The following is a 23,486-nucleotide window of genomic DNA, read 5'->3' on the forward strand; positions in this document are numbered from 1 at the left end:
ATTCCGATGCGCCCGGAAGCGAACGGCATACCCGCAGACGCCCCTGTCACGGCGGCCGGCTCGCAGCGACCAGACTCGCGTCCACAGGCGAGAGTGCCCCGCACCATCATCACAGAGCCCAGTCCGGCACCCGTCCTGAGCGATGTCCGGGTACGACGAAGAGCCACCCCCGCAAGGGGGTGGCTCTTCGTGAAATGGTGTCCGGCGGCGTCCTACTCTCCCACACCCTGGCGAGTGCAGTACCATCGGCGCTGAAGGGCTTAGCTTCCGGGTTCGGAATGGGACCGGGCGTTTCCCCTTCGCTATGACCGCCGTAACTCTGTCGAACTTGTCAAACACAGGCCACCAACCCGCACGCAAGGCGCGTTTAGGGGTGGGTGTTCGCGGTTCGGGAACCGCACAGTGGACGCGACACATCAAAAAGTGTTGTGGTGAAGTTGTCGGCTTATTAGTACCGGTCAGCTGCGGCAGTCGTTAGTCCTGCCTTCCACATCCGGCCTATCTACCCGGTGGTCTAGCCGGGAGCCTCTCAGACCCGAAGGTCCGTGGAAACCTCATCTTGAAGCAGGCTTCCCGCTTAGATGCTTTCAGCGGTTATCCCTTCCGAACGTAGCCAACCAGCCGTGCTCCTGGCGGAACAACTGGCACACCAGAGGTTCGTCCGTCCCGGTCCTCTCGTACTAGGGACAGCCCTTCTCAAGTTTCCTGCGCGCGCAGCGGATAGGGACCGAACTGTCTCACGACGTTCTAAACCCAGCTCGCGTACCGCTTTAATGGGCGAACAGCCCAACCCTTGGGACCTACTCCAGCCCCAGGATGCGACGAGCCGACATCGAGGTGCCAAACCATGCCGTCGATATGGACTCTTGGGCAAGATCAGCCTGTTATCCCCGGGGTACCTTTTATCCGTTGAGCGACGGCGCTTCCACAAGCCACCGCCGGATCACTAGTTCCGACTTTCGTCCCTGCTCGACCTGTCAGTCTCACAGTCAAGCTCCCTTGTGCACTTGCACTCGCCACCTGATTGCCAACCAGGCTGAGGGAACCTTTGAGCGCCTCCGTTACATTTTAGGAGGCAACCGCCCCAGTTAAACTACCCACCAGGCACTGTCCCTGATCCGGATCACGGACCGAGGTTAGATATCCAGAGCGACCAGAGTGGTATTTCAACGTTGACTCCACCGACACTGGCGTGCCGGCTTCACAGTCTCCCACCTATCCTACACAAGCCGCACCGAACACCAATACCAAGCTATAGTAAAGGTCCCGGGGTCTTTCCGTCCTGCTGCGCGTAACGAGCATCTTTACTCGTAGTGCAATTTCGCCGAGTTCGCGGTTGAGACAGCGGGGAAGTCGTTACGCCATTCGTGCAGGTCGGAACTTACCCGACAAGGAATTTCGCTACCTTAGGATGGTTATAGTTACCACCGCCGTTTACTGGGGCTTAAATTCTAAGCTTCGCCTTGCGGCTGACCCGTCCTCTTAACCTTCCAGCACCGGGCAGGCGTCAGTCCGTATACATCGTCTTGCGACTTCGCACGGACCTGTGTTTTTAGTAAACAGTCGCTTCCCCCTGGTCTCTGCGGCCCTCCACGCTGCCCCGGGCAAGCCGGTTCACGTTTCAGGCCCCCCTTCTCCCGAAGTTACGGGGGCATTTTGCCGAGTTCCTTAACCACGATTCACTCGATCGCCTTAGTATTCTCTACCTGACCACCTGAGTCGGTTTAGGGTACGGGCGGCTAGAACCTCGCGTCGAAGCTTTTCTCGGCAGCATAGGATCACCCAATCATCCAGCATACGCTGTCACCATCGGTTCTCAGGCTTCACGAGTGGCGGATTTGCCTACCACTCACCCTACGGCCTTGGACGTGGACTACCATCGCCACGCTGGGCTACCTTCCTGCGTCACTCCTGTTAATACGCTTACCTACTACCGGATCGGGTCACGCGCTCCCCCACACGGTGCTCCCCGAAGGAAGCGGTGCGTGGGCTCGGGCGCTTAGCATCACCGGGCTCGGTATGGGCGGTTCTTCGCCGGTACGGGAATATCAACCCGTTGTCCATCGACTACGCCTGTCGGCCTCGCCTTAGGTCCCGACTTACCCAGGGCGGATTAGCCTGGCCCTGGAACCCTTGGTCATTCGGCGGACGGGTTTCTCACCCGTCATTCGCTACTCATGCCTGCATTCTCACTCGTGTGGCGTCCACCACTGGGTTACCCCGCAGCTTCACCCGCCACACGACGCTCCCCTACCCATCCACACGTCTGAACCACGAAGGCTGAACTGTTGTGTGAATGCCACAGCTTCGGCGGTATACTTGAGCCCCGCTACATTGTCGGCGCGGAATCACTTGACCAGTGAGCTATTACGCACTCTTTCAAGGGTGGCTGCTTCTAAGCCAACCTCCTGGTTGTCTGTGCAACTCCACATCCTTTCCCACTTAGCATACGCTTAGGGGCCTTAGCTGGTGGTCTGGGCTGTTTCCCTCTCGACTACGGAGCTTATCCCCCGCAGTCTCACTCCCGCGCTCTCACTTACCGGCATTCGGAGTTTGGCTAACGTCAGTAACCTGGTAGGGCCCATCGGCTATCCAGTAGCTCTACCTCCGGCAAGAAACACGCGAGGCTGCACCTAAATGCATTTCGGGGAGAACCAGCTATCACGAAGTTTGATTGGCCTTTCACCCCTAACCACAGGTCATCCCCCCGGTTTTCAACCCAGGTGGGTTCGGTCCTCCACGCGGTCTTACCCGCGCTTCAACCTGCCCATGGCTAGATCACTTCGCTTCGGGTCTAGAGCACGCGACTGTATCGCCCTATTCGGACTCGCTTTCGCTACGGCTTCCCCACACGGGTTAACCTCGCCACGTACCACTAACTCGCAGGCTCATTCTTCAAAAGGCACGCCGTCACCCCTGCTAGGGAGGCTCCGACGGATTGTAGGCACACGGTTTCAGGTACTATTTCACTCCCCTCCCGGGGTACTTTTCACCTTTCCCTCACGGTACTTGTCCGCTATCGGTCACTAGGTAGTATTTAGGCTTAGCAAGTGGTCTTGCCAGATTCACACGGGATTTCTCGGGCCCCGTGCTACTTGGGATCCCCTTCGGGAGGCCATGCCATTTCGTCTACGGGGGTACCACCCTCTGTGCCGGGCCTTTCAATGCCCTTCGACTATGACACGACTTTCTGACTCCCTGCTGACTCGGCAGAATCAACTGAAAGGTCCCACAACCCCGCACACGCAACGCCTGCCGGCTTGACACGCATACGGTTTGGCCTGATCCGCTTTCGCTCGCCACTACTCACGGAATATCTCTTCCTGCCGGTACTGAGATGTTTCACTTCCCGGCGTTCCCTCCACACACCCTATATATTCAGGTGCGGGTCACACGACATGACTCGTGCGGGGTTTCCCCATTCGGACATCCTCGGATCACGGTTCGTTTGCCAACTCCCCGAGGCTTATCGCAGGCTACAACGTCCTTCTTCGGCTCCTAGTGCCAAGGCATCCACCCTGTGCCCTTAAAAACTTGACCACAAAGACACTACTTCAAAAGATGCTCGCGTCCACTGTACAGTTCTCAAACAACGAACGATCCCCGACCTTACGCCAGCGCCTACCCAACACCGTTCACCTCGCGGTGAGCTGGTGGGCGGTTCGACCGACCGACCGGACCCGTCAGAAGCAACACCCCAAAGCGGGCTGTTCCCTCAGGACCCAACAGCGTGCCTGAGCGACCCATCCCCTGACCGACTATGCGAGGTTCCACCCACCGAAGCGGGGTACTGACGCGGCGCCGACCCGAAACGAGTCACCGTAGTTGATGTTCCACCCATGAGCACCACCCCAGACGCGAACGGCCTGAGCATGGTCTCTGCACACCCCCCTGAGCCACTACAGCATCAGGGGCGATGTGCAGAAGCTCCTTAGAAAGGAGGTGATCCAGCCGCACCTTCCGGTACGGCTACCTTGTTACGACTTAGTCCCAATCGCCAGTCCCACCTTCGACGGCTCCCCCCACAAGGGTTGGGCCACCGGCTTCGGGTGTTACCGACTTTCGTGACTTGACGGGCGGTGTGTACAAGGCCCGGGAACGTATTCACCGCAGCGTTGCTGATCTGCGATTACTAGCGACTCCGACTTCATGGGGTCGAGTTGCAGACCCCAATCCGAACTGAGACCGGCTTTTTGGGATTCGCTCCACCTCGCGGTATCGCAGCCCTTTGTACCGGCCATTGTAGCATGCGTGAAGCCCAAGACATAAGGGGCATGATGATTTGACGTCATCCCCACCTTCCTCCGAGTTGACCCCGGCAGTCTCCTATGAGTCCCCACCATCACGTGCTGGCAACATAGGACGAGGGTTGCGCTCGTTGCGGGACTTAACCCAACATCTCACGACACGAGCTGACGACAACCATGCACCACCTGTACACCGACCTTGCGGGGCAACCATCTCTGGAAGTTTCCGGTGTATGTCAAGCCTTGGTAAGGTTCTTCGCGTTGCATCGAATTAATCCGCATGCTCCGCCGCTTGTGCGGGCCCCCGTCAATTTCTTTGAGTTTTAGCCTTGCGGCCGTACTCCCCAGGCGGGGCACTTAATGCGTTTGCTGCGGCACGGAACTCGTGGAATGAGCCCCACACCTAGTGCCCAACGTTTACGGCATGGACTACCAGGGTATCTAATCCTGTTCGCTCCCCATGCTTTCGCTCCTCAGCGTCAGTTGCGGCCCAGAGACCTGCCTTCGCCATCGGTGTTCCTCCTGATATCTGCGCATTCCACCGCTACACCAGGAATTCCAGTCTCCCCTACCGCACTCTAGTCTGCCCGTACCCACTGCAAGCCCGAGGTTGAGCCTCGAGTTTTCACAGCAGACGCGACAAACCGCCTACGAGCTCTTTACGCCCAATAATTCCGGACAACGCTTGCGCCCTACGTATTACCGCGGCTGCTGGCACGTAGTTAGCCGGCGCTTCTTCTGCAGGTACCGTCACTTGCGCTTCTTCCCTGCTGAAAGAGGTTTACAACCCGAAGGCCTTCATCCCTCACGCGGCGTCGCTGCATCAGGCTTGCGCCCATTGTGCAATATTCCCCACTGCTGCCTCCCGTAGGAGTCTGGGCCGTGTCTCAGTCCCAGTGTGGCCGGTCGCCCTCTCAGGCCGGCTACCCGTCGTCGCCTTGGTAGGCCATCACCCCACCAACAAGCTGATAGGCCGCGAGCCCATCCCTGACCGATAAATCTTTCCAGACGCATCAGATGCCTGAACGTCACATATCCAGTATTAGACCTCGTTTCCAAGGCTTATCCCAGAGTCAGGGGCAGGTTACTCACGTGTTACTCACCCGTTCGCCACTGATCCAGCGGAGCAAGCTCCACCTTCACCGTTCGACTTGCATGTGTTAAGCACGCCGCCAGCGTTCGTCCTGAGCCAGAATCAAACTCTCCGTAAATGTCTACATGGCAACCACCCACCGAAGCAGGCGATCCACCGACACACGAAACGACCCACCACCGCTGGCGATGACGGATCAGTCAAATTCGGCTTGATTATGAGAACCAACCCCGACGGAAGTAGAGGTCAGTCCTCAGTCAAAGCCAAGACCCACCACTTGAAGCAACCCTCCCCGAACGGGAAAGACCACCCGAGCGATGAACCATCTTGGCATCAACTACTAGGCACACTGTTGAGTTCTCAAAGAACAGACGCGCATCCCCACTCACCCTTGCGGGCTCCTGGCCGGAGGCAACCGTTCAAACTTATCCGATCCGCCTCAGCCGGTCAAGTCCGCGTTGCGGGCCGTTCCTGCCGTGGCTGGATCATCCTCGACGCGCCGGTGCACGGGGCACACTGTGTCCCGTGCGGGTCGTACGAGGGGGTGGTCGCCCTGCGGGACCAGCCACCGGGGTTCGATCCCTCGGTGTCCGTTCCTCCCTGCCGGGCTGACTTCGAGAACATTACGCAGCCCCTGGTCAGCACGTCAACTCGGCTCCCCGTGACGGCGGTCACGGTGGCTCGGCACCCGGCGGATCTCCGGGTCGCGACCCCCGACACGCCGCGAGCCCGGCCGACCGTCAGGTCAGCCGGGCTCGGGATGCGCGCGGCATCCTCAGTACAGGGCGCTCGCCAGTGCGCGACGGGCGGCGGGCACCCGCGGGTCCTCGGCACCGACGACCTCGAACAGCTCGACCAGGCGCACCCGCACGCGCTCGCGCTCGGGGCCGGCGGTGGAGCGGATCACGTCGATCAGCCGGTCGAAGGCGTCCTGCACCTGTCCCCCGAGCACGTCGAGGTCGGCGACCGCCAGCTGGGCGTCCACGTCCTGCGGCGCGTCGGCGGCCGCCGTGCGCACGGCGGCCAGGTCGGCGTCCCGGGTGCGGCTGAGCAGACCGACCTGCGCGAGACCGGCCCGGGCCATGTCGTCCCGGGGGTTCTCCCGCAGCGCCTGCTCGTAGGCGGCGGCCGCCGCGTCGAGGTCGTCCCGCTCGATCGCGTCGTAGGCGGCCTGGTGCAGCGGGGGCAGCGGCGGCTCCTCCGGCTCGGGCTCCACCGGCTCCGCCTCGCCCTGGGCGGGGACGGTCCCGGTGATGCCGTTCGCGGCGGCGGCCTCGAGCAGCTGGTCCAGCACGCCGCGCACCTGGTCGATCGCCGGCGCTCCCTGGAACAGGGGCAGCGGCTGCCCGGCCAGCACGGCCACGACGGCCGGCACGGACTGGGTCTGGAACGCCGCCGCCACCTGCGGCTCGGCCTCCGCGTCGATCCGCGCGAGCAGCAGCCGTCCGGCGTACTCCTCCGCGAGCGCCCCGAGGTCGCGCGCCAGGGTCAGGGCGTTCTCGCTCCACGACGCCCACAGCAGCACGACCACCGGGTGCTCGGTCGAGGACTGCACCAGCGCCGGGAAGCCGGCGGTGTCCACGTCGACCACGTACGGACCGGCGACCGGGAGGCCACCCGGCGTGCCCGGGGGCGGCGCGGGCGTCCGACCGAGGCCGGACAGGTCGATCGCGCCGCGGACGTCGAGTCGCGGCTGGGGTGCCGAGTTCTGGCTCATGCTCTGCTGCTCCTGCTCTCGCGTGCTCTCACTCGCCCGTGACCGACGTCCGGGCGTGCTCCGCCGCCAGGACCTGCACCTGCTGCGCGCCCCCGGCGGGCGGGACGTACAGCGCGACCACGTCGGTCCAGGTGCGGACCAGGTTGGACGAGACGCTCGGCCGTCCGGCGAGCGCGGCGTCGAAGGGATCGTTCAGGGTGATGCTGCCCTGGCTCAGCGTCGCGGTGGTCACCGTGGACAGCTGCGCCACCACGATCGCGCCGCCGTCGGCCGTGCGCAGGGCGGTCAGCTGGTCGGCCACCGGTGCCACCGTCTCGGAGACCGTCGCGACCGCTTGCAGGCTGGCGACGGTCTGCTCGCGGGCGGTCAGCAGGGCGGTCCGGAAGAAGTCCGCCGGGAAGGTCGCGGCGAACGCCGAGGCGTCCCCGTTCGTCAGGACGTCCGCGTACTGGGCCACCGCGTCCGTCGGTGTGAGGAGCAGGGTGGCGTCGTCGGCCGCGACCGGCGCGCTGCCCTCCTCGGCCTTGGCCGTCGCCGGCATCTGCGTGCCCTGGCCGAGCCGTGCCCACGCCCACAGGCGGTACGGCTCACGCGGCCCGGTCTGCTGGAGGACCAGCAGCAGCGGTGCCTGGAGGTCGGCGGGCTGCTCGGTCACGACCATCTGCGTGCGCGGCCAGGTGTCGGTGTCCGGGACCACCGTGGTCTGGGCCACCGTGGGGATCACCACCGGCACGCGCTCACCGGCGGTCGCCACGGCACGCTGGTACTCGGCGGTCCGGATCGCCAGCGCGGGACCGCTGAGCCGTGCGGCGAGCAGGGCGGGGTCCTGGGCGGCGTCCCCTGCCGCCAGCACCTCGCCGATCTGATCGAGCACCCGGGTGGACTGCGCCACCGTCGTCGCGGGCGGCGGGACCGCCGGGGCGGCGTCCGGGGTCGGCTGCGGCACCGGGTTCGCACATCCCGCGAGCGCCAGCACGGCGGTCACGGCGAGGGCGGTCAGGGCGCTGCGGCGACGTGCGCGGCTCATCGGTCCTCCTGCGATCGGTCGTCCGGGGTGCTCGGCGGGGTGTCACCGGTCGGCGGCTCCCCCTCCGCGGTGAAGCCCCACATCCGACGCCAGGCGTCCGCACGCTGAGCCCGCGCGGCGCCGTCCTCGTCGGCGGTGGCCGGAGGCAGCGGGCCGGGCCCGGCAGCAGCACCCGAGGGCGTCGTCCCACCGGGAGCGGCGGGGCCGGACGGCCGCCCGGGGATCGGCGTCCACGAGGTCGCGGCGCGCGGTGCGGCGGCGGCGCTCGGCGCCGGTGCCGGCGTCTCGGGGGTCGCCGCGGGCGCGGTGGCCTCCTCGCTCCCCCGGCCCCGACGGCCGAGCAGCGACCCCAGACCGCGTCGGCGGGCGGGAGCGGCCGTCGGCGTCTCGGGCTCGGCGGAGGCCGGCGCGGGGCCGGCGGTCGGAGCGCCCGACCGGGCGGCGGGTGCCGGAGCGGCGGGCGCAGGGGTCGCCGTCGCGGCGACGGCGGGCGCGACCCGCGCGGAGGCCGACGCACCGGGCACCCCGGCGGAGGGAGCAGGGGCGGGCGCAGGTGCGGGGGCGGCCGGCGACGGCGTCCCCGACGGAGTGGCCCCGCGCGACGGCGCAGCATCGGGCGACGGTGCGGGTGCCTCGGGCCGGACCGCACCGGTGGCCGACGGCGGCACGGGCGACGACGGGGTGGTCGGCACCGCGGGGAGGCCCCGGACGGGGGTCGCGCGCTCCGCCTCGGTGGGCGTGACGACGGGCACCGCCCCGGTGACCGGCGGGGCGACGACGGGCAGGGCGCCGGTCGCCGGACGGCGGCCACGACGCTTGGCCTCGGCGGCCGCCGCTGCCTCGGCCTCGCGGATCCGCCGCCGGGTGAGCGGCTGACCGGCGACCGGCACGGCACCCGTCACCGGAGCGCCGGGTGCCGCAGCGTCCGGGGAGGACGTCGTCGGCGACAGGCTGACCGTGCCGATCGTCCGAGCCACCGGCGCGGAGGCCGGGGGTGTCGGCGCGGGCGTGACGGCGGCGATCATGCCGGTGGAGACGTCGTGCCAGTCGGCGTCCGGGCCGAGGCGCGACCGGCGCCAGATCCGCACCCACAGCACGGCGGACACCGCGATCAGCAGCACGCCGACCGCCACCCCGGGCCACAGCCACGGAGTCGTGACGGTCTGCGGCCAGGACAGCTCCAGCGTCGGGGCGGTGTCGCCCAGGGAGACCGCGATCAGCGACCAGCGACCAGGCTGCTCGGTCCAGCGCAGCGACGCGGTGCCGTCGCCGCCGGTCTCGACGATCCACAGGTCGGAGCCGGTCGGGTCCGCCGTCTGCGTCGCCGCGGCCGCGGCGTCCTGCGTGGCGTCGGCGCTCGGGGCGGGCTCGGTGGCGTCGGCGGTGGCCGCGGGATCCGCGGCGGGCTCGGTGCCCACCGGCGGCTCGCCGGTGACGGTGGCCAGGGTGTGCCAGTCGGACAGGCCGGTGACGCGGGCGTAGGGGTCGGTGCCGATCCAGGCGTCGACGTCGGTGTCCCGGCCGATGGCGAGGACGACGGGGTCGTCCCCGGCGCTGACCGTGACGGTGACGGGGTCGCCGGCGAGCTCGAGCACCCCGGGGTCGGTCACCAGGGTGCGGGCGTCGTCGACGGTGGCCGCGGCGACGAGCGGGTCGTCAGCACGCCAGGCCGTGGCCGAGGCGACACCGAGCGCCGCGGCCGCGACACCGAGCACACCGAGCAGGGCGGCGATGAGTCGCTGGAGCACGCATGATCCTCTCGAACGTGACGGCCCAGGATAGGCGAGCCACCTCGGTGCCGGGCACCGGAGCGCTCACGACCTCGTCGCGCGGGCACCACGCAGACGGTGTCCCCCGCACCCGTCGCCCGGATACGCTGACCGACGGACGACGGGGCGGACCGAGCCCCGACCCCCGTCAGCACGGGGCGTCCGCCCGCAAGCACGCTCGCAGGAGGAACCCCCGTGTCAGACGACCGTACGCCCTTCCCGGTGGTCAACTTCCGTGGGTACGACCGCGCACCGGTGGACGCCCGGATGTCCGAGCTGGAGCACTCGCTCGTCGACGCCCGTTCGCAGGTCGCCTCGCTGGACGAGCGCGTGCTCCAGATCTCCGGCGAGCTGTCCGAGGCGCACCGCCAGCTGCGCGAGGCCGAGCGCCCGACGTACTCCGGCCTGGGCTCGCGGATCGAGATGCTGCTGCGGTCCGCCGAGGAGCAGTCCTCCGACGTCGTGCAGCAGGCGAACGCGCAGGCCTCGGACGCGCTGGCCCGGGCCCGGCTGTCGGCCGGCCAGCTGCGGGCGCGGGCGGAGAACGAGGTCGCCGAGCTGCTCGCCACCGCTCGCCGCGAGGCCGCCGAGGAGCGGTCGAACGCGCACACCGAGGCGGAGAGCGCCCTGTCCGGCGCCCAGCGACGGGCCGAGGAGCTGGTCGGTTCCGCCGAGCGCGAGGCCGCACGGATCCAGACCGCCATCGCCACCGAGGAGAGCGAGCGCCGCGCGACCCTCGAGCGCGAGATCGGCACGCTGCGCGCCACCGCCGAGCGCGAGACCACCGAGCTGCGGATCCGCACCGAGCAGGCCGCCGAGGAGCTGCGCTCGTCCACCGAGACCAGCACCACCGCGCTGCGCGCCGAGGCCGAGCGCTACGACCAGGACCTGCGCCAGCGTGCGGACGCCGAGACCACCGCCCTGCGCCAGCGGGTCACCGGCGAGCTGGCCGAGCTGCGCACCGAGGCCGAGCGCTGGTCGGCCATGCAGCGCTCGCTGGCCGCCACCGAGATCGCCCAGGCCCGTCAGGTGGCCGGCGACGAGATCACGTCGCTCCGGACCGAGGCGCAGGCCTACGCCGACAGCACCCGGTCGGCCGCCGAGCGCGCCGCCACCGAGCTCCAGCAGCGGGTGACCGCGGAGACCGCCGCCCTGCGCACCGAGGCCGAGCAGTACGCCGGCTTCGTCCGTGCCTCCGCCGACCGCGAGACCGGCGAGCTGCGTGCCACGGTCGCCGACGAGGTCGCCGCCCTGCGCCAGGAGACCGAGCAGGCCGTGACCGCGCAGCGTGCCGAGGCCGAGCAGTACGCCGCCGACCTGCGCGCCACCGCGGAGCGGGAGACCGCCGAGCAGCGCGGGCGCGCCGAGCAGGAGGTCGCCGCGCTGCGGTCGCTCACCGAGCGCGAGACCACCGAGCTGCGCGAGCGCACCGAGCGGGAGGCCGCCGAGCTGCGCGACCTCACCGCGCGGGAGACCGCCGAGCAGCGTGAGGCAGCCCGGCTCGAGGCCGAGCGTCAGGTGACCGAGGCCGGCCGCGCGGCGGAGGACCTGCGCACCACCACCCGCGCCGAGGCGGACGCCCTGCTGGCGCAGGCCCGGCAGGCGCTCGCCGACGCCGAGCTGTCGATCGTGGCGCAGCGGGAGGCCGCCGAGCGCGCCGACGCCGAGCGGCACGCGACGGTCCGCGCCGAGACCGAGAAGCTGGTCGCCGACGCCGAGGCGCACGCCGCGGACGCCGAGCAGCGCGTGGCCAAGGCGCTGGAGCAGGCCGAGAAGATCCGGGTCGACTCCCAGCAGCAGGCCAAGGAGCTGCTGGGCAACGCCCGGCAGAACGCCGACCGGGTGGTCGCCGAGGCCCGCGAGCACGCCGAGAAGACGCTGTCCGAGTCGATGACCGAGGCCGAGCGCGAGCGCACCACCGCGCAGCGTCAGGTGGAGGACCTCAACCGGCAGCGCGAGTCGATCACCAGCTACCTGGACGAGCTGCGCAACCTGCTCGGCTCGGACCCGGTGCCGAACAAGCAGACGCTGGAGCGCGCCGACGCCGCGCAGGCGCAGTTCGACTCCCGCCAGGCGGCCCGTCCCGCGGTGCGCCCGGCCCGGGGTGCCAAGGGCCGGCCGGCCCCGGTGTCCGCCGCCGGTGCGGCACCCGCGGCGCAGGCCGAGGTGACGCCGGAGAAGCCGGCCGAGCAGGCGGCGGACGAGGCGAGCGTCGCGACCCCGGCGTCCGGCACGGCGACGGCCCCGGCCGAGAGCCCTGCCGCGCAGGATGAGGGCGCCGCGGCCGGGACGCAGCAGGAGGCCGCACCCGCCCCGGCGAAGGATGCCGAGACCGCGGAGACGGCCGCGGACGCGCCGGCTGAGGACGCGAAGCCCACGAACGAGCAGCCCACGACCGAGCAGCCCGCGGACGAGGCTCCCGCCGAGCGGTGAGCACCACCGACGACGACTGGCGCGCCCGGCGGCGCGAGGCGGCCGACGCCCACGAGGCGGCCCTCCTCGCCCGCCGGCGCGCCGAGTCGGACCGGGCGCGGGCGCTGATCCAGGCGTTCGTCGCCGACGCCGCCGCGCGCGGGGTCGAGCCCGTGCCGCTGCGGGCCACCGGCTACGGCGGACGCGGGCGGTTCCGCACGCCGCTGCGGGGCTGGTACCTGCGGCGGGACGAGACCGTGGCGGTGGGGACCGACGGCGAGTTCTACGTGCTCACCGTGCCCACGTCGATGGCAGCCCGGCTGCGCGGGGTGCAGCCGGAGCCGCAGGACCCGCCGCTGGTGCTCGGCGCCGGGGGCAAGGACGGCGAGTCGCTGGACCTGCCGATCGCGCTCGCCCGCGCGCTCGGCGACGCGGCCTGACCGCCGCCGCGGGCTCGGCCACGCCGCCGGACGCGCACCACACGCCCGGCGGTGCGGCCCGACGGACCCGACGCCGCCACACCTCGGCAGACGCGGCCGCGCCGCACCCGCACCGGCGCGCCTCGGCAGCGCCCGCGCGGATCAGCCCCGCGCCACCACCCGCGCGACGAGGTCGGCCAACGCCGCCGCGACCGGCGCCGGGGCCTCGACCGCGGTGAGGTGGCCTGCGCCGGGCACCACCACCGGCGTCACGCCGAGGGCGTCCGCCATGTGCTGCGCCTGCGCGAGCGGGGTGGCGACGTCCTCGTCGCCGACGAGCACCAGCGCCGGGACCCCGCGCGCGGCGAGGTCGACCAGCACGGCGGTGCGATCCGGGCGGGCCGCCATCGCGCGCTGCGACCAGGCGACACCGGCGGGCGCCTGGGCGAGGATCCAGCCTGCGACGCGCTCGGCGATGCCGGGGTCACGCCGCCGGGTGGTGGGACCGAGCAGGGCGGAGGCCATGGGCAGCACTTCGTCCACGGTGCCGCCGTCCTCGACGGTGGTGGCGACCCGCAGGCGGTTGGCCCGCGCCTCGGGGGCGTCGGCGACGGACTTGGTGTCGAGCAGACCGAGGCCCGCGACCAGGTCGGGGTGCCGCTCGGCGAGCGCGAGGGCGACGTAGCCGCCCATCGACAGGCCCGCGACGACCACCCGGTCCAGGCCGGCGGCGTGCAGCGCCTCGGCCACGGCGTCGGCGGAGGCCTCGATCGACGGCTCGGGCAGCGGGCTCGACGCGGCGGCGCCCATGCCGGGCAGGTCGGGGGCGAGCACCGGGACGTCCACGGCGGCGGCGACCTCGGCCCACATGCTGCTGTCTACCGGGAAGGCGTGCAGCAGCACCAGCGGCAGGCCCTCGCCCGCGCGCAGGGTGTGCAGGGGCAGGGTCATGCGTCCTCCTCCGGCCGGCCCGCGTCGGTGCCCTGGGCGACCGGGCCGTCCCAGGTGGTCGGCAGCGGGAGGGTGACCGCGGGGTTGACCCGCGCGACGATCTCGTCCAGCACGCGGCGCACGGACTGCTCCCCCACCCACAGGTGGCGCGCGCCGTCGACGCCGATCACCTCGGCCTGGTGCACGCGGGAGAACCGGCGGCGGGCCTCCTCCGGGCGCAGGTAGTCGTCCAGCTCGGGCACCAGGGCGACCAGCGGACGGCCGTCGGCGTCCCAGGCGTCGAGGTCGGCGTCGGTGGCGCGGTGCAGCGGCGGCGACAGCAGGATCGCGCCCTCGACCACCGGGTCGAGCCCGTGCATGAGCGCGAGCTCGGTGCCGAACGACCAGCCGACCAGCCAGGGGTGCGGCAGGTCGCGGAACTCGGCGAGCTCGATGGCGGCGTGCACGTCGAAGCGCTCGCTGCGGCCCTCGTCGAAGGCGCCCTCGCTGGTGCCGCGCGGGCTGGACGTGCCGCGGGTGTTGAACCGCAGCACGGCGACGTCGGCCAGCGCAGGCAGCCGCCAGGACGCCTTGCGCAGCACGTGGGAGTCCATGTAGCCGCCGTGCGTCGGCAGCGGGTGCAGGGTGACCAGCGTCGCGGCGGGCGTGCGCGGGGTGCCGTCCGGGTCGACCGGCAGGGCGAGCTCGCCGACCAGGGTCAGACCGTCGGCGGTGTGCAGCTCGACGTCCTCGCGGTGCGCGGGCAGGACGGACAGGGAACGGATCGGGGCGGGGGTCGCGGTGGTCATCGCCGTCGAGCGTAGTCCCGGCGCGCGGGACGGGCGCCGCACGGGTCGCACGCGGTGAGCGTCGCCGTGCGGGGTGGTCGACGGATCCGTCGACCCGGTTCAGCGGCGGCCGGGGCGGCGGCGCAGGCGCGCCTGCCAGCACGCGGTGTGCCAGTGCCGACGGTCCGCCAGCGCGTGCTCGGCGCCGAACATGCCGTCGGCGGCCCAGGCGACCAGGTGCGGGGTGCCGGGGGCGATCAGCTGGTCGCAGCCGGGGCAGCGGAAGGACTTCTCGGAGCCCCCGACGCGCTGCACGGTCCACTCGCCGTCCGCGCCGGACTCCGCGCGTCGCCCGCCGGAGGCGCGGTCCAGGTCCAGCGGCACGTGCTCGCTGGCGTAGGGGCGCTTGCTCGATCGACGTCCGGAGGGCACGCCCCATCATCTCCCGGACGCGACGCGGGCCGCGTCCGGCACCCAGGAGGCACCGGACGCGGCCCGTGGTCGCAGCGCGGTCAGGCGAGGTCGGCGGCTGACTCCGCGGGGGCGATCGTGCCGGTGCGGACCAGCTCGCGGTACCAGAGCGCGGAGTCCTTCGGCGTGCGGACCAGGGTGTCGTAGTCCACGCGGACCACGCCGAACCGGCGGTCGTAGCCGTAGGCCCACTCGAAGTTGTCCATCAGCGACCAGACGAAGTAGCCGCGCACGTCGACGCCGGCGTCCATCGCGGCGCCCACGGCGTCGATGTGGTCGTGCAGGTACTCGACACGGGGCAGGTCGTGCACCCGGCCGTCCGCGCTGACCTCGTCGGCGAAGGCGGCGCCGTTCTCGGTGACGGCCATCGGCATCGTCGGGTAGCGGCGGTGCAGCGAGACCAGCAGCTCGGTGAGGCCGCCGGGCTCGATGTTCCAGCCCATCGCGGTGTGCGGGCCAGGCAGCGGCAGCCACTCGACGTCGTCACAGCCGACCCACGGGCTGACCGGCGAGGACTTGTGGCCGTCGGGGCCGGGCTTGCCGTCGCCGGCCGGCGGGGTGCCGCGGCGGACCTTGCCGGTGGAGTAGTAGTTGACGCCCAGCAGGTCGATCGGCTGGTGGATGGTCTCCAGGTCGCCGTCCTGCACGAAGGACCAGTCGGTGAGGTGCGCGGTCTGCGCGAAGACCTGCTCCGGGTAGCGGCCCTCGAGCAGCGGCTGGAGGAACACCTCGTTGGCGACGGTGTCGATCTCGGCGAGCGCGGCGACGTCCTCGGGGCTGTCGGTGGCGGCGCGGGTGACGTGCAGGTTCAGCGTGATCGACACGGGGGTGTCGGCACCGAGCACCTCGCGGATCGCGCGGGCGGCCAGGCCGTGCGCGAGGTTGAGGTGGTGCACGGCGGCCAGCGCGGCGGCGGGCTCCTCGCGGCCGGGGGCGTGCACGCCGGAGCCGTAGCCGAGGTAGGCGGAGCACCACGGCTCGTTGAGGGTGGTCCACAGGGTGACCTTGTCGCCCAGGGCCTCGGCGACGATCCGGGCGTACTCGGCGAACTTGATCGCGGTCTCGCGGTTGGCCCAGCCGCCCTCGTCCTCCAGTGCCTGCGGGAGGTCCCAGTGGTAGAGCGTGACGACCGGGGCGATGCCGGCGGCGACCAGGCGGTCGACCAGGTCGGAGTAGAACGCGAGGCCCTCGGCGTTGGCCGGGCCGGAGCCGGTGGGCTGGATGCGCGGCCAGGCGATCGAGAGCCGGTAGGCCTGGAGCCCGAGGTCCTGCATGAGGGCGACGTCCTCGGGGACCCGGTGGTAGTGGTCGGCGGCGACCGCGCCGGTGTCGCCGTTGAGCACGGCGCCCGGGCGGGCGGAGAACGTGTCCCAGATCGACGGTCCGCGACCGCCCTCGGCGACGGCGCCCTCGATCTGGTACGCGGCGGTGGCCGAGCCCCAGAGGAAGTCGGCGGGGAACTGGCGTCCGGACGGACGGGACGTGCTCATGGCGATCCTTCTCATGACGGCTGGACGGCGGTGTCGAAACGATACGATAACAGCGTGGGAACGCTCCCGCGACCCCTGCGGCCACGGTGCGATGCGCCGAGAGGGCACGACATGCCGGCTCGCTGGTGCGGGACGCGGCGTGTCGTGCCCTCTCGGTGGTGAGACGGACGACCGGATCAGGTCAGGCGGGCAGATCCAGGGTCAGCGCGGCACCCGTGGCGGCCACCGGGGCGCCGAGGCCGACGGCCACGGACCACTCGGACGGGACGGCGCCCGCGGCCTCGACGGTGACCGTGCTGCCGGCACGGCGGACGTGGAAGTCCACGGCCCCCGCGGTGCCGAGCACCGTGGTCGTCGAGTCGTGCCCGTCCTCGACCGCGAACAGCCGCAGGGTGACGCCCTCGGCGTGGTCGTAGTCCGGGCGATCGGTGCGCGCGCCCACCGGCAGCACCGTGCCGGGACGGACCAGCAGCGGCAGCGAGTCGAAGCCGTGCTGCTGGCGGTGCCAGCGCGGGCCCTCGACGGTGCCGCCGTCCAGCAGCGAGGTCCAGGTGCCCTCCGGCACGTAGACGTCCACCGCCCCGTGGTCGTTGAACACCGGCGCGACCAGCAGGGACTCCCCGAGCATGTACTGCGTGTCGACGGTGGCGGCGCCGACCTCCTCCGGGAACTCCAGCACCATCGGTCGCATCATCGGCACGCCGTCGGTGTGCGCCTCACGGCCCGCCGCCGACAGGTACGGCATGAGCGACAGCTTGAGCTCGGTGAACCGCTGGGTGACCTTGACGGCCTCCTCGTCGAAGGCCCACGGCACGCGGTACGAGTTCGAGCCGTGCAGGCGCGAGTGCGAGGACAGCAGGCCGAACGCCAGCCAGCGCTTGAACACCGCGGCGTCCGGGGTGCCCTCGAAGCCGCCGATGTCGTGCGACCAGTAGCCGAAGCCGGAGGACGCCAGCGACAGGCCGCCGCGCAGCGACTCCGCCATCGAGACGAACGTCGACTCGCAGTCGCCGCCCCAGTGCACCGGGAACTGCTGCCCGCCGGCGGTGGCCGAGCGCGCGAACAGCACCGCCTCGCCCTCGCCGCGCACGTCCTCCAGCAGGTCGAAGACGGCCTTGTTGTAGAGGTGCGTGTAGTAGTTGTGCATCTGCTCGGGCTCGGCGCCGTCGTGCCAGACGACGTCGGTCGGGATCCGCTCGCCGAAGTCGGTCTTGAACGCGTCCACGCCGATGTCGAGCAGCGCCCGCAGCTTGCCCTGGTACCAGGCGGTCGCCTCGGGGTTGGTGAAGTCGACCAGCGCCATGCCGGCCTGCCACAGGTCCCACTGCCAGACGGAGCCGTCGGCGCGCTTCACCAGATAGCCCAGGCGCTTGCCCTCCTCGAACAGGTAGGAGCGCTGGGCGATGTACGGGTTGATCCACACGCACACCCGCAGGCCGCGGTCGTGCAGCCGGCGGACCAGGCCCTCCGGGTCCGGGAACGTCGCCGGGTCCCAGACGAAGTCGCACCAGTGGAACTTGCGCATCCAGAAGCAGTCGAAGTGGAACACCGACAGCGGCAGGCCGCGCTCGGCCATCCCGTCGATGAACGACATGACCGTCTTCTCGTCGTACGACGTGGTGAAGGAGGTCGACAGCCACAGGCCGTAGGACCAGTCCGGCACCCGCGCCGGGCGACCGGTGAGCGCGGTGTAGCGGCGCAGCACGTCCTTGGGGGTCGGGCCGCCGATCAGGTAGTACCGCAGCCGCTGGCCCGGCACGCTGAACTGCGTGCGCGAGACGACCTCGGAGCCGATCTCGAAGGAGACCGCGCCCGGGTGGTCGACGAAGACGCCGTAGCCCGCGTCGGTCAGGTAGAACGGCACGCTCTTGTACGCCTGCTCGGAGGACGTGCCGCCGTCGGCGTTCCAGGTGTCGACCGACTGACCGTTCTTGACGAAGGCGGTGAACCGCTCGCCCAGGCCGTAGACGTGGTCGTTCACGCCGAGGTCGAGCTGCTCGCGGACGTAGGCCTCGCCGTCGGCGTCGGTGATGATGCCGACGCCGCGCGACGTCGAGGAGGTGACGACGCGGCCGTCCACCTCGAGGTCGAGCCGCCACTCCCCCGCGGTCGCCACCCGGGCGGTCACGTTGCCGCTGGTGAGCGAGGCGCGCGGGTCGTCCTCGGTCGGGCCGGCGACCACCACGTGCGGGGCGTCGTCGGCGATCTCGAAGGCCGGGCCACGGTCGGCGCCGCCCTGGTGGTGCTCGATCGTCACGCCGATCACGCCCTCCGCGGGCGAGTCGAGCGTCACGGTGACGAGCGGGCTGTTCAGGGTGTCGCCCCGGGTCTCGAGGCGGCCGGTCCCGGCGTAGGCCGTCAGCCCGCGCTCGCCGGTGACGACCTCGTCGACCGCACGCGGCCGCAGGATCGTGACACCGGGCAGGGTCTGCCAGTAGCCGTCGGTGAACTTCATGGAGTCTCGCTGCTCTCTGCGTCGTGCCGTCGGCGCCCCTCGCGCCGTCGGGCTGCTACTTGACGGCGCCCGCGGTGATGCCGCGGGTGAGGGTCCGCTGGAAGATGAGGAAGAAGATGACCGCCGGGATCATCGAGACGAGGGCGCCCGCGTTGGTCGTGGGGGCGTCCATCATCCGGTCGCCCTGCAGGGACGCCAGCGCCACCGGGATCGTCTGCGTCGCGTTGGTCGTCAGCATGACCAACGGGATGAAGAACTCGTTCCAGGTCCAGATGAAGAAGAAGATCACCAGCACCGACAGCGTCGGGCGGACCACCGGGAACACGATCGAGCGCAGCGTGCGCCACTTGCCCGCGCCGTCCAGGGCCGAGGCCTCCAGCAGCGCCGGCGGGAACGTGCCGAGCACCGAGGACAGCAGGTAGGTGCCGAAGGCCGCCTGGATGACGGTGAAGATGATGATGATCGACCACTGGTTGTTGGACAGGCCGACCTTCTGCGCCATCTGGAACAGCGGGTAGACCAGCACCTCCTGCGGCAGCATGTTCGCCAGCAGGAACAGGGTGACGATCGACATCCGGCCCTTGACCTTGCCGACGCCCAGCGCGTACGCCGAGAACAGCGACAGGGTGGTGCCGAGGATCGCGACCGCGCCGGAGATCCAGATCGAGTTGACCAGCTTCTCCGGGAAGTTGACCCGGTTCCAGAAGTCGACCAGACCCTGGGTGTAGAACTCGCCCGGCCAGCTCAGCGGACCGTTGGTGGAGTAGTCCTGCGGGGACTTGAAGGCGTTCAGGATCATGATGATGAACGGCACCATCATGACCAGGGCGACCAGCACGGCGCCGGCCAGCACGAACCAGCGCGCGGCACCGCGACGGTGCCGGCGGTCGGTGTCGGTGGCCTTCGTCGTGCCGGAGCCGGGGCGTCCGGCGGGGCCCTGGGCGCCGCCCGCGGGCAGCGTCTCGATCGCGGTGGCCATCAGCGACCCTCCTCCTCGCGGCGGGCGCTGCGGGCCTGCAGCACCATGATGACGACGGCGACCAGGATGATCAGCAGCGTCAGGACGTTGGCGATGGCGGCGCCGTAGCCGACCTTCGACTTGTCGAAGAAGTTCAGGTACGAGTAGTAGCTCGGCACCAGGGTCGAGCTCTCCGGCCCGCCACGGGTCAGCACGTAGATCGGTCCGAACACCTTGAGGGCCGCGACCGTGCAGGTGAGCGTGATGACGAAGGTCTCCGGCTTGATCTGCGGGATCGTGATCGCCCGGAAGCGGTGCCACCAGCCGGCGCCGTCGAGCTCGGCGGCCTCGTACAGCTCGGGGTCGACGCGCTGGAGCGCGGACATGAAGATGACCACCGGGTAGCCGATCTGGATCCAGATCAGCACGAGCATCACCGTCGGCAGCGCGGTGCTGGTCGAGCCCAGCCAGTTCGGCGGGTTCGTGACGCCCAGCTCGCGCAGGATCACGTTGATCGCGCCGGTCTGGGAGTTGAGGATCCAGTTCCACAGCACGCCGGCGACGGCGACCGGGAGGATCTGCGGCAGGTAGTACGTGGCGCGCAGCACGGAGGCCACGCGGGGGCCGAACCGCTTGCCCAGCACGTCGAACAGCACCGTGGCGAGGAGCAGGCCGAGCAGGGTCGGGACGACCACCATCGCGACGATCATCGACAGCGAGTTCTGGAACGAGGTCCAGAACTGCTCGTCCTTCATCAGGTCCGCGTAGTTGCCGAAGCCGTACCACCGCATCGGGGCGTTGCCGCCCTTCCACTTGTGCAGGCTGTAGTAGATGTTCATCCCGAACGGCACCAGGATGACGACGGTGAACGCGATCAGGCCGGGTGCCAGGTAGGGCAGGTACCCGAGCTTGTCGCGCGACCGGCGGCTCTTGCGCACCGGTTGCTGCGCTCGATCGACGGTGGTCATGCGGGGCTCTCCTCGTGGCTGGTGGGGGCGCCCGCCCGGCGGCCGCGAGTCGTCGCGACCGCCGGGCGGACCGGGGTGAGGGTCAGCCCTCGAGCAGGTCCTTCTTGCCGTCCACGTAGGCGGAGGACAGGCCGTCCAGCACCTCGGACGGGGTCTTGGACTGGTTGATCAGCGACTGGAGCTCGGACACGATCACGTCGTAGTAGCCCGGGACCGGCCAGTCGGGGTAGAACGCCAGACCGTCCTCGTCGAGGATCGTCTCGAAGTTCTCGGTCATCTCCTTGACCTTCGGGTCGGTGATCGCGGAGGAGTCACCGGCGACCGGCAGACCACCGGTCTGGCCGAGGATCTCCTGCACCTCGGGGCGCAGGGTGATGTCGATGAAGTCGTACGCGAGGTCCTTGTTCTTCGCGTTCTCCGGGACGACCCACAGGTTGCCGGAGGAGCCCGGGTGCATGTCGTTGCCCGGGAACAGGCCCTGGCCCCAGGTGAAGGGGATCTCCTCGGTCAGACGACCGAACCACCAGGAGCCCGAGACCATCAGGGGGTAGGTCCCGGCGATGAAGGAGGTGCCCATGTCCTCGGCGGTCAGCGCGGCGGAGTCCGAGGCGATGTAGCCGGCCTTGATCCACTCGTCGAGCTTCTCGGTGGCCTGGGTGAACGCGTCGTTGTGGAAGTCGACGTCGTTCGCGAACAGCTGGTAGTCGTCCACCAGGTCACGGTCGCCGTAGTGCAGGACGAGCTCGTACCAGAGCTGGCCCATCGGGTACTCGGAGCCGGCCTCGGCCAGCGGGGTGATCCCGGCGGCCTTGAAGGACGCCAGCGCCGCCTCGAACTCGTCGAAGGTGGTCGGGATCGCGATGCCCGCCGCGTCGAACATGTCCTGGTTGTAGTAGACGCCGACGAACTCGCCGTAGTTCGGCACCCCGTACCAGTCGCCGGAGCCCATCAGGCCCTGCTCGTCGTACTTCGCGGTGGTCTGGATCGACGCCGGCAGGGTGGTGTCCCAGCCGCGCGACTCCGCCTCGTCGGTGAGCGAGGAGATCAGGCCCTGCGCCGCGAGCTGGCCCGCGGTGGCGTTGCCCTTGTTGTACTCCATGACGTCCGGCACGTCGTCGCCGGTCAGGAAGATCTTCGCGTTCTTCTGGATCTGCTCGAACGTCTGGTCCTCGGTCTTGACCGTGACGTCCGGGTGCTCGTCCTCGAAGATCTCGATGGCCTTGGCCCACGCCTGGCCCATCGCCGACTCGTCGTTCTCGTAGTCCCAGATCGTCAGGGTCTGGCCGTCACCGCTGTCGTCCGAGCCGCCGCTGTCGCCCCCGCACGCCGCCAGGGCGAGCGGCAGGGCGAGGACCATGGCGCCGGCCATGATCCGGTTCCTGCGCTGATGTGCCATCACACGTCCTCCTCATCGAGCTACTGCTGTGTGGTCGCGGGGCGACGGTCGCCGTCCCGCGGGTCGGGTGGTTCTGGGTGGTGCTACGCGGTCAGGGCCATCGGGACCGGACCGGTGCTCCCGCTGTCGACCAGCCCGCAGGGCACGATCTCCCGTGGGGGGACCGTGGCCGTGCCGAGCAGGGCGAGCAGGGCGTCGACCCCGGCGGCACCGAGCCGTGCGCCGGGGGCGTGCATGGTGGACAGCGGCGGGACGGTCTGCTCGCACACCGCCGGGGTGGACACCACGGCGAGCACGGAGAGGTCGTCCGGCACGGCGATCCGGCGGGCGGCGAGCTCGGCCATCACGCCGAAGGTCGCGTCCTCGTTCATCACCATCACGGCGGTGGGGCGCGCGGCCCCGGCCGGCAGGTCCGCGCCGTCCAGCAGGTCCGCCGCGGCGCGACGGCCACCGGCCACCGACTCCTCGGCGAACACCTCGACCGGCACCAGCCCGCGCTCACGCATGGACAGCCCGTAGCCGGCGGAGGCCCGGACCGTGGGTCCGTGCCCCTCGGCCACGCGGTGCGCGGCGTGGTTGACGAAGGCGATGTCCCGGTGGCCGAGGCCGACCAGGTGCTCCACCGCCGACTCCAGGGTGGCGGCGAAGTCGATGTCGACCGCCGGGACGTCGAGGTCGCCGTCGGTGCGGCCGATCAGGGCCATCGGCACGCCGGCGGCGCGCAGCTCGCGCACCCGCGGGTCGGCCAGGTGGACCTCCATCAGCAGCACGCCGTCGGCCAGGCCGGTGCGCGCGACCTCGACGACGCCCGCGGCGTCCTCGATCGGCCCGGGGCAGAGCACGATGCGGTAGCCCCGGTCCTGCGCGACCTCGGCGGCGGCGAGCACGAACTCGGCGGAGGTGCGGCTCAGGCCCGCGGTGCCGATCGGGAAGGTCAGCGCGAGCACGTGGCTGCGCCGGCTGGCCAGGCCCCGGGCCATCGCGTTGGGGCGGTAGCCGAGCTCGTCCATGGCCGCCTCGACCCGGGCACGGGTGGCGGCGGAGACCGGGCGGGCACCGGTGAGGGTGGCCGAGACGGTGGAGAGGGCGACACCGGCGCGCTGCGCCACGTCCTGCATGGTGACCACCAGCAGCCCTCCTCATCGACGGCGGCTCATCGGTTCGTCCCGGTGAGTCGAAGCGCTTCGCGCCGTCGTTACTGTAACCGTCGAACTAATTCCGGTCCAGTCCCCGGACTCGAAATCTTCCGAGGTGATGGTCGAAGCGATTCGATCGTAGATCGGCGGGCCGCTCCGCAGGAAATCGGGGGTGCGCTGCGCTCATTACCGACCGTCTGGTCGGTATGT

Annotated in this window: 14 protein-coding genes and 3 rRNA genes; 2 read left to right on the plus strand and 15 right to left on the minus strand. The window is 70.2% G+C overall.

Annotation, left to right across the window (positions count from 1 at the left end; genetic code table 11):
* Positions 1-199: 199 nt before the first annotated feature.
* The 6 genes from rrf to ACZ5HG_RS13670 form a co-directional block, all read right to left on the minus strand.
* Positions 200-316: ribosomal RNA gene (gene rrf, locus ACZ5HG_RS13645) — 5S ribosomal RNA — on the minus strand.
* 112 nt (positions 317-428) lie between these two features.
* A 23S ribosomal RNA gene (locus tag ACZ5HG_RS13650) occupies positions 429-3,540 on the minus strand.
* Between the two features lie 395 nt (positions 3,541-3,935).
* Positions 3,936-5,458, minus strand: a 16S ribosomal RNA gene (locus ACZ5HG_RS13655).
* The 16S, 23S and 5S rRNA genes sit together here, the layout of an rRNA operon.
* A gap of 657 nt (positions 5,459-6,115) precedes the next feature.
* Complete coding sequence (locus tag ACZ5HG_RS13660; RefSeq protein WP_464177163.1) at positions 6,116-7,057, minus strand: co-chaperone YbbN; 942 nt, start codon at positions 7,055-7,057, stop codon at positions 6,116-6,118.
* Positions 7,058-7,085: 28 nt separating this feature from the next.
* Positions 7,086-8,084 carry a DUF8094 domain-containing protein gene (locus ACZ5HG_RS13665; RefSeq protein ID WP_464177165.1) on the minus strand — a complete coding sequence of 333 codons (999 nt, stop codon included), beginning with the start codon at positions 8,082-8,084 and terminating at the stop codon, positions 7,086-7,088.
* Positions 8,081-9,832 (minus strand): hypothetical protein, encoded by a 1,752-nt coding sequence (locus ACZ5HG_RS13670; protein ID WP_464177168.1) that lies wholly within the window; start codon positions 9,830-9,832, stop codon positions 8,081-8,083. Before ACZ5HG_RS13670 ends, ACZ5HG_RS13665 begins: the two co-directional genes overlap by 4 nt.
* Positions 9,833-10,048: 216 nt before the next feature.
* Between ACZ5HG_RS13670 and ACZ5HG_RS13675 the strand changes: the two genes are divergently transcribed.
* Together ACZ5HG_RS13675 and ACZ5HG_RS13680 are read left to right on the plus strand one after the other, a co-directional pair.
* Positions 10,049-12,286 (plus strand): coiled-coil domain-containing protein, encoded by a 2,238-nt coding sequence (locus ACZ5HG_RS13675; RefSeq protein ID WP_464177170.1) that lies wholly within the window; start codon positions 10,049-10,051, stop codon positions 12,284-12,286.
* Complete coding sequence (locus ACZ5HG_RS13680) at positions 12,283-12,705, plus strand: hypothetical protein (protein ID WP_464177173.1); 423 nt, start codon at positions 12,283-12,285, stop codon at positions 12,703-12,705. The genes ACZ5HG_RS13675 and ACZ5HG_RS13680 overlap by 4 nt, the downstream gene beginning before the upstream one ends.
* Before the next feature lie 141 nt (positions 12,706-12,846).
* Here ACZ5HG_RS13680 and ACZ5HG_RS13685 read toward each other — a convergent pair whose 3' ends face one another.
* The 9 genes from ACZ5HG_RS13685 to ACZ5HG_RS13725 form a co-directional block, all read right to left on the minus strand.
* Positions 12,847-13,635: an alpha/beta fold hydrolase gene (locus ACZ5HG_RS13685; RefSeq protein WP_464177175.1), complete on the minus strand. Its 789-nt coding sequence runs from the start codon at positions 13,633-13,635 to the stop codon at positions 12,847-12,849.
* Entirely contained in the window at positions 13,632-14,423 is a 792-nt protein-coding gene (locus ACZ5HG_RS13690) for an alpha/beta hydrolase (RefSeq protein ID WP_464177177.1), read from the minus strand. The genes ACZ5HG_RS13685 and ACZ5HG_RS13690 overlap by 4 nt, the downstream gene beginning before the upstream one ends.
* Positions 14,424-14,522: 99 nt before the next feature.
* Positions 14,523-14,834, minus strand: a complete 312-nt coding sequence (locus ACZ5HG_RS13695) for a hypothetical protein (RefSeq protein WP_464177180.1) — start codon at positions 14,832-14,834, stop codon at positions 14,523-14,525.
* 80 nt (positions 14,835-14,914) lie between these two features.
* The gene (locus tag ACZ5HG_RS13700; RefSeq protein WP_464177182.1) at positions 14,915-16,363 is read right to left on the minus strand and encodes a glycoside hydrolase family 1 protein; all 1,449 of its coding nucleotides are present in this window, start codon (positions 16,361-16,363) and stop codon (positions 14,915-14,917) included.
* A 181-nt stretch (positions 16,364-16,544) separates the two neighbouring features.
* The gene (gene yicI / locus ACZ5HG_RS13705) at positions 16,545-18,818 is read right to left on the minus strand and encodes an alpha-xylosidase (RefSeq protein WP_464177184.1); all 2,274 of its coding nucleotides are present in this window, start codon (positions 18,816-18,818) and stop codon (positions 16,545-16,547) included.
* Between the two features lie 55 nt (positions 18,819-18,873).
* Positions 18,874-19,797, minus strand: coding sequence for a carbohydrate ABC transporter permease (locus ACZ5HG_RS13710; protein ID WP_464177187.1), 924 nt, complete (start codon positions 19,795-19,797; stop codon positions 18,874-18,876).
* Positions 19,797-20,744 carry a carbohydrate ABC transporter permease gene (locus tag ACZ5HG_RS13715; protein WP_464177189.1) on the minus strand — a complete coding sequence of 316 codons (948 nt, stop codon included), beginning with the start codon at positions 20,742-20,744 and terminating at the stop codon, positions 19,797-19,799. The genes ACZ5HG_RS13710 and ACZ5HG_RS13715 overlap by 1 nt, the downstream gene beginning before the upstream one ends.
* An 82-nt stretch (positions 20,745-20,826) precedes the next feature.
* Positions 20,827-22,140, minus strand: coding sequence for an ABC transporter substrate-binding protein (locus ACZ5HG_RS13720; protein WP_464177191.1), 1,314 nt, complete (start codon positions 22,138-22,140; stop codon positions 20,827-20,829).
* A gap of 83 nt (positions 22,141-22,223) precedes the next feature.
* Positions 22,224-23,258 (minus strand): LacI family DNA-binding transcriptional regulator, encoded by a 1,035-nt coding sequence (locus ACZ5HG_RS13725; protein ID WP_464182162.1) that lies wholly within the window; start codon positions 23,256-23,258, stop codon positions 22,224-22,226.
* Between the last annotated feature and the right edge of the window lie 228 nt (positions 23,259-23,486).

This window comes from Cellulomonas sp. GTC20042 (genome assembly GCF_055389595.1).

Bases quoted from the DNA above. Each gene is read 5' to 3' on its own strand.
- ACZ5HG_RS13715 (WP_464177189.1), bottom strand. From the start codon at position 20,744: ATGACCACCGTCGATCGAGCGCAGCAACCGGTGCGCAAGAGCCGCCGG.
- ACZ5HG_RS13725 (WP_464182162.1), bottom strand. From the start codon at position 23,258: ATGCAGGACGTGGCGCAGCGCGCCGGTGTCGCCCTCTCCACCGTCTCG.
- ACZ5HG_RS13660 (WP_464177163.1), bottom strand. From the start codon at position 7,057: ATGAGCCAGAACTCGGCACCCCAGCCGCGACTCGACGTCCGCGGCGCG.
- ACZ5HG_RS13710 (WP_464177187.1), bottom strand. From the start codon at position 19,797: ATGGCCACCGCGATCGAGACGCTGCCCGCGGGCGGCGCCCAGGGCCCC.
- ACZ5HG_RS13720 (WP_464177191.1), bottom strand. From the start codon at position 22,140: ATGGCACATCAGCGCAGGAACCGGATCATGGCCGGCGCCATGGTCCTC.
- ACZ5HG_RS13665 (WP_464177165.1), bottom strand. From the start codon at position 8,084: ATGAGCCGCGCACGTCGCCGCAGCGCCCTGACCGCCCTCGCCGTGACC.
- ACZ5HG_RS13690 (WP_464177177.1), bottom strand. From the start codon at position 14,423: ATGACCACCGCGACCCCCGCCCCGATCCGTTCCCTGTCCGTCCTGCCC.
- yicI (WP_464177184.1), bottom strand. From the start codon at position 18,818: ATGAAGTTCACCGACGGCTACTGGCAGACCCTGCCCGGTGTCACGATC.
- ACZ5HG_RS13700 (WP_464177182.1), bottom strand. From the start codon at position 16,363: ATGAGCACGTCCCGTCCGTCCGGACGCCAGTTCCCCGCCGACTTCCTC.
- ACZ5HG_RS13685 (WP_464177175.1), bottom strand. From the start codon at position 13,635: ATGACCCTGCCCCTGCACACCCTGCGCGCGGGCGAGGGCCTGCCGCTG.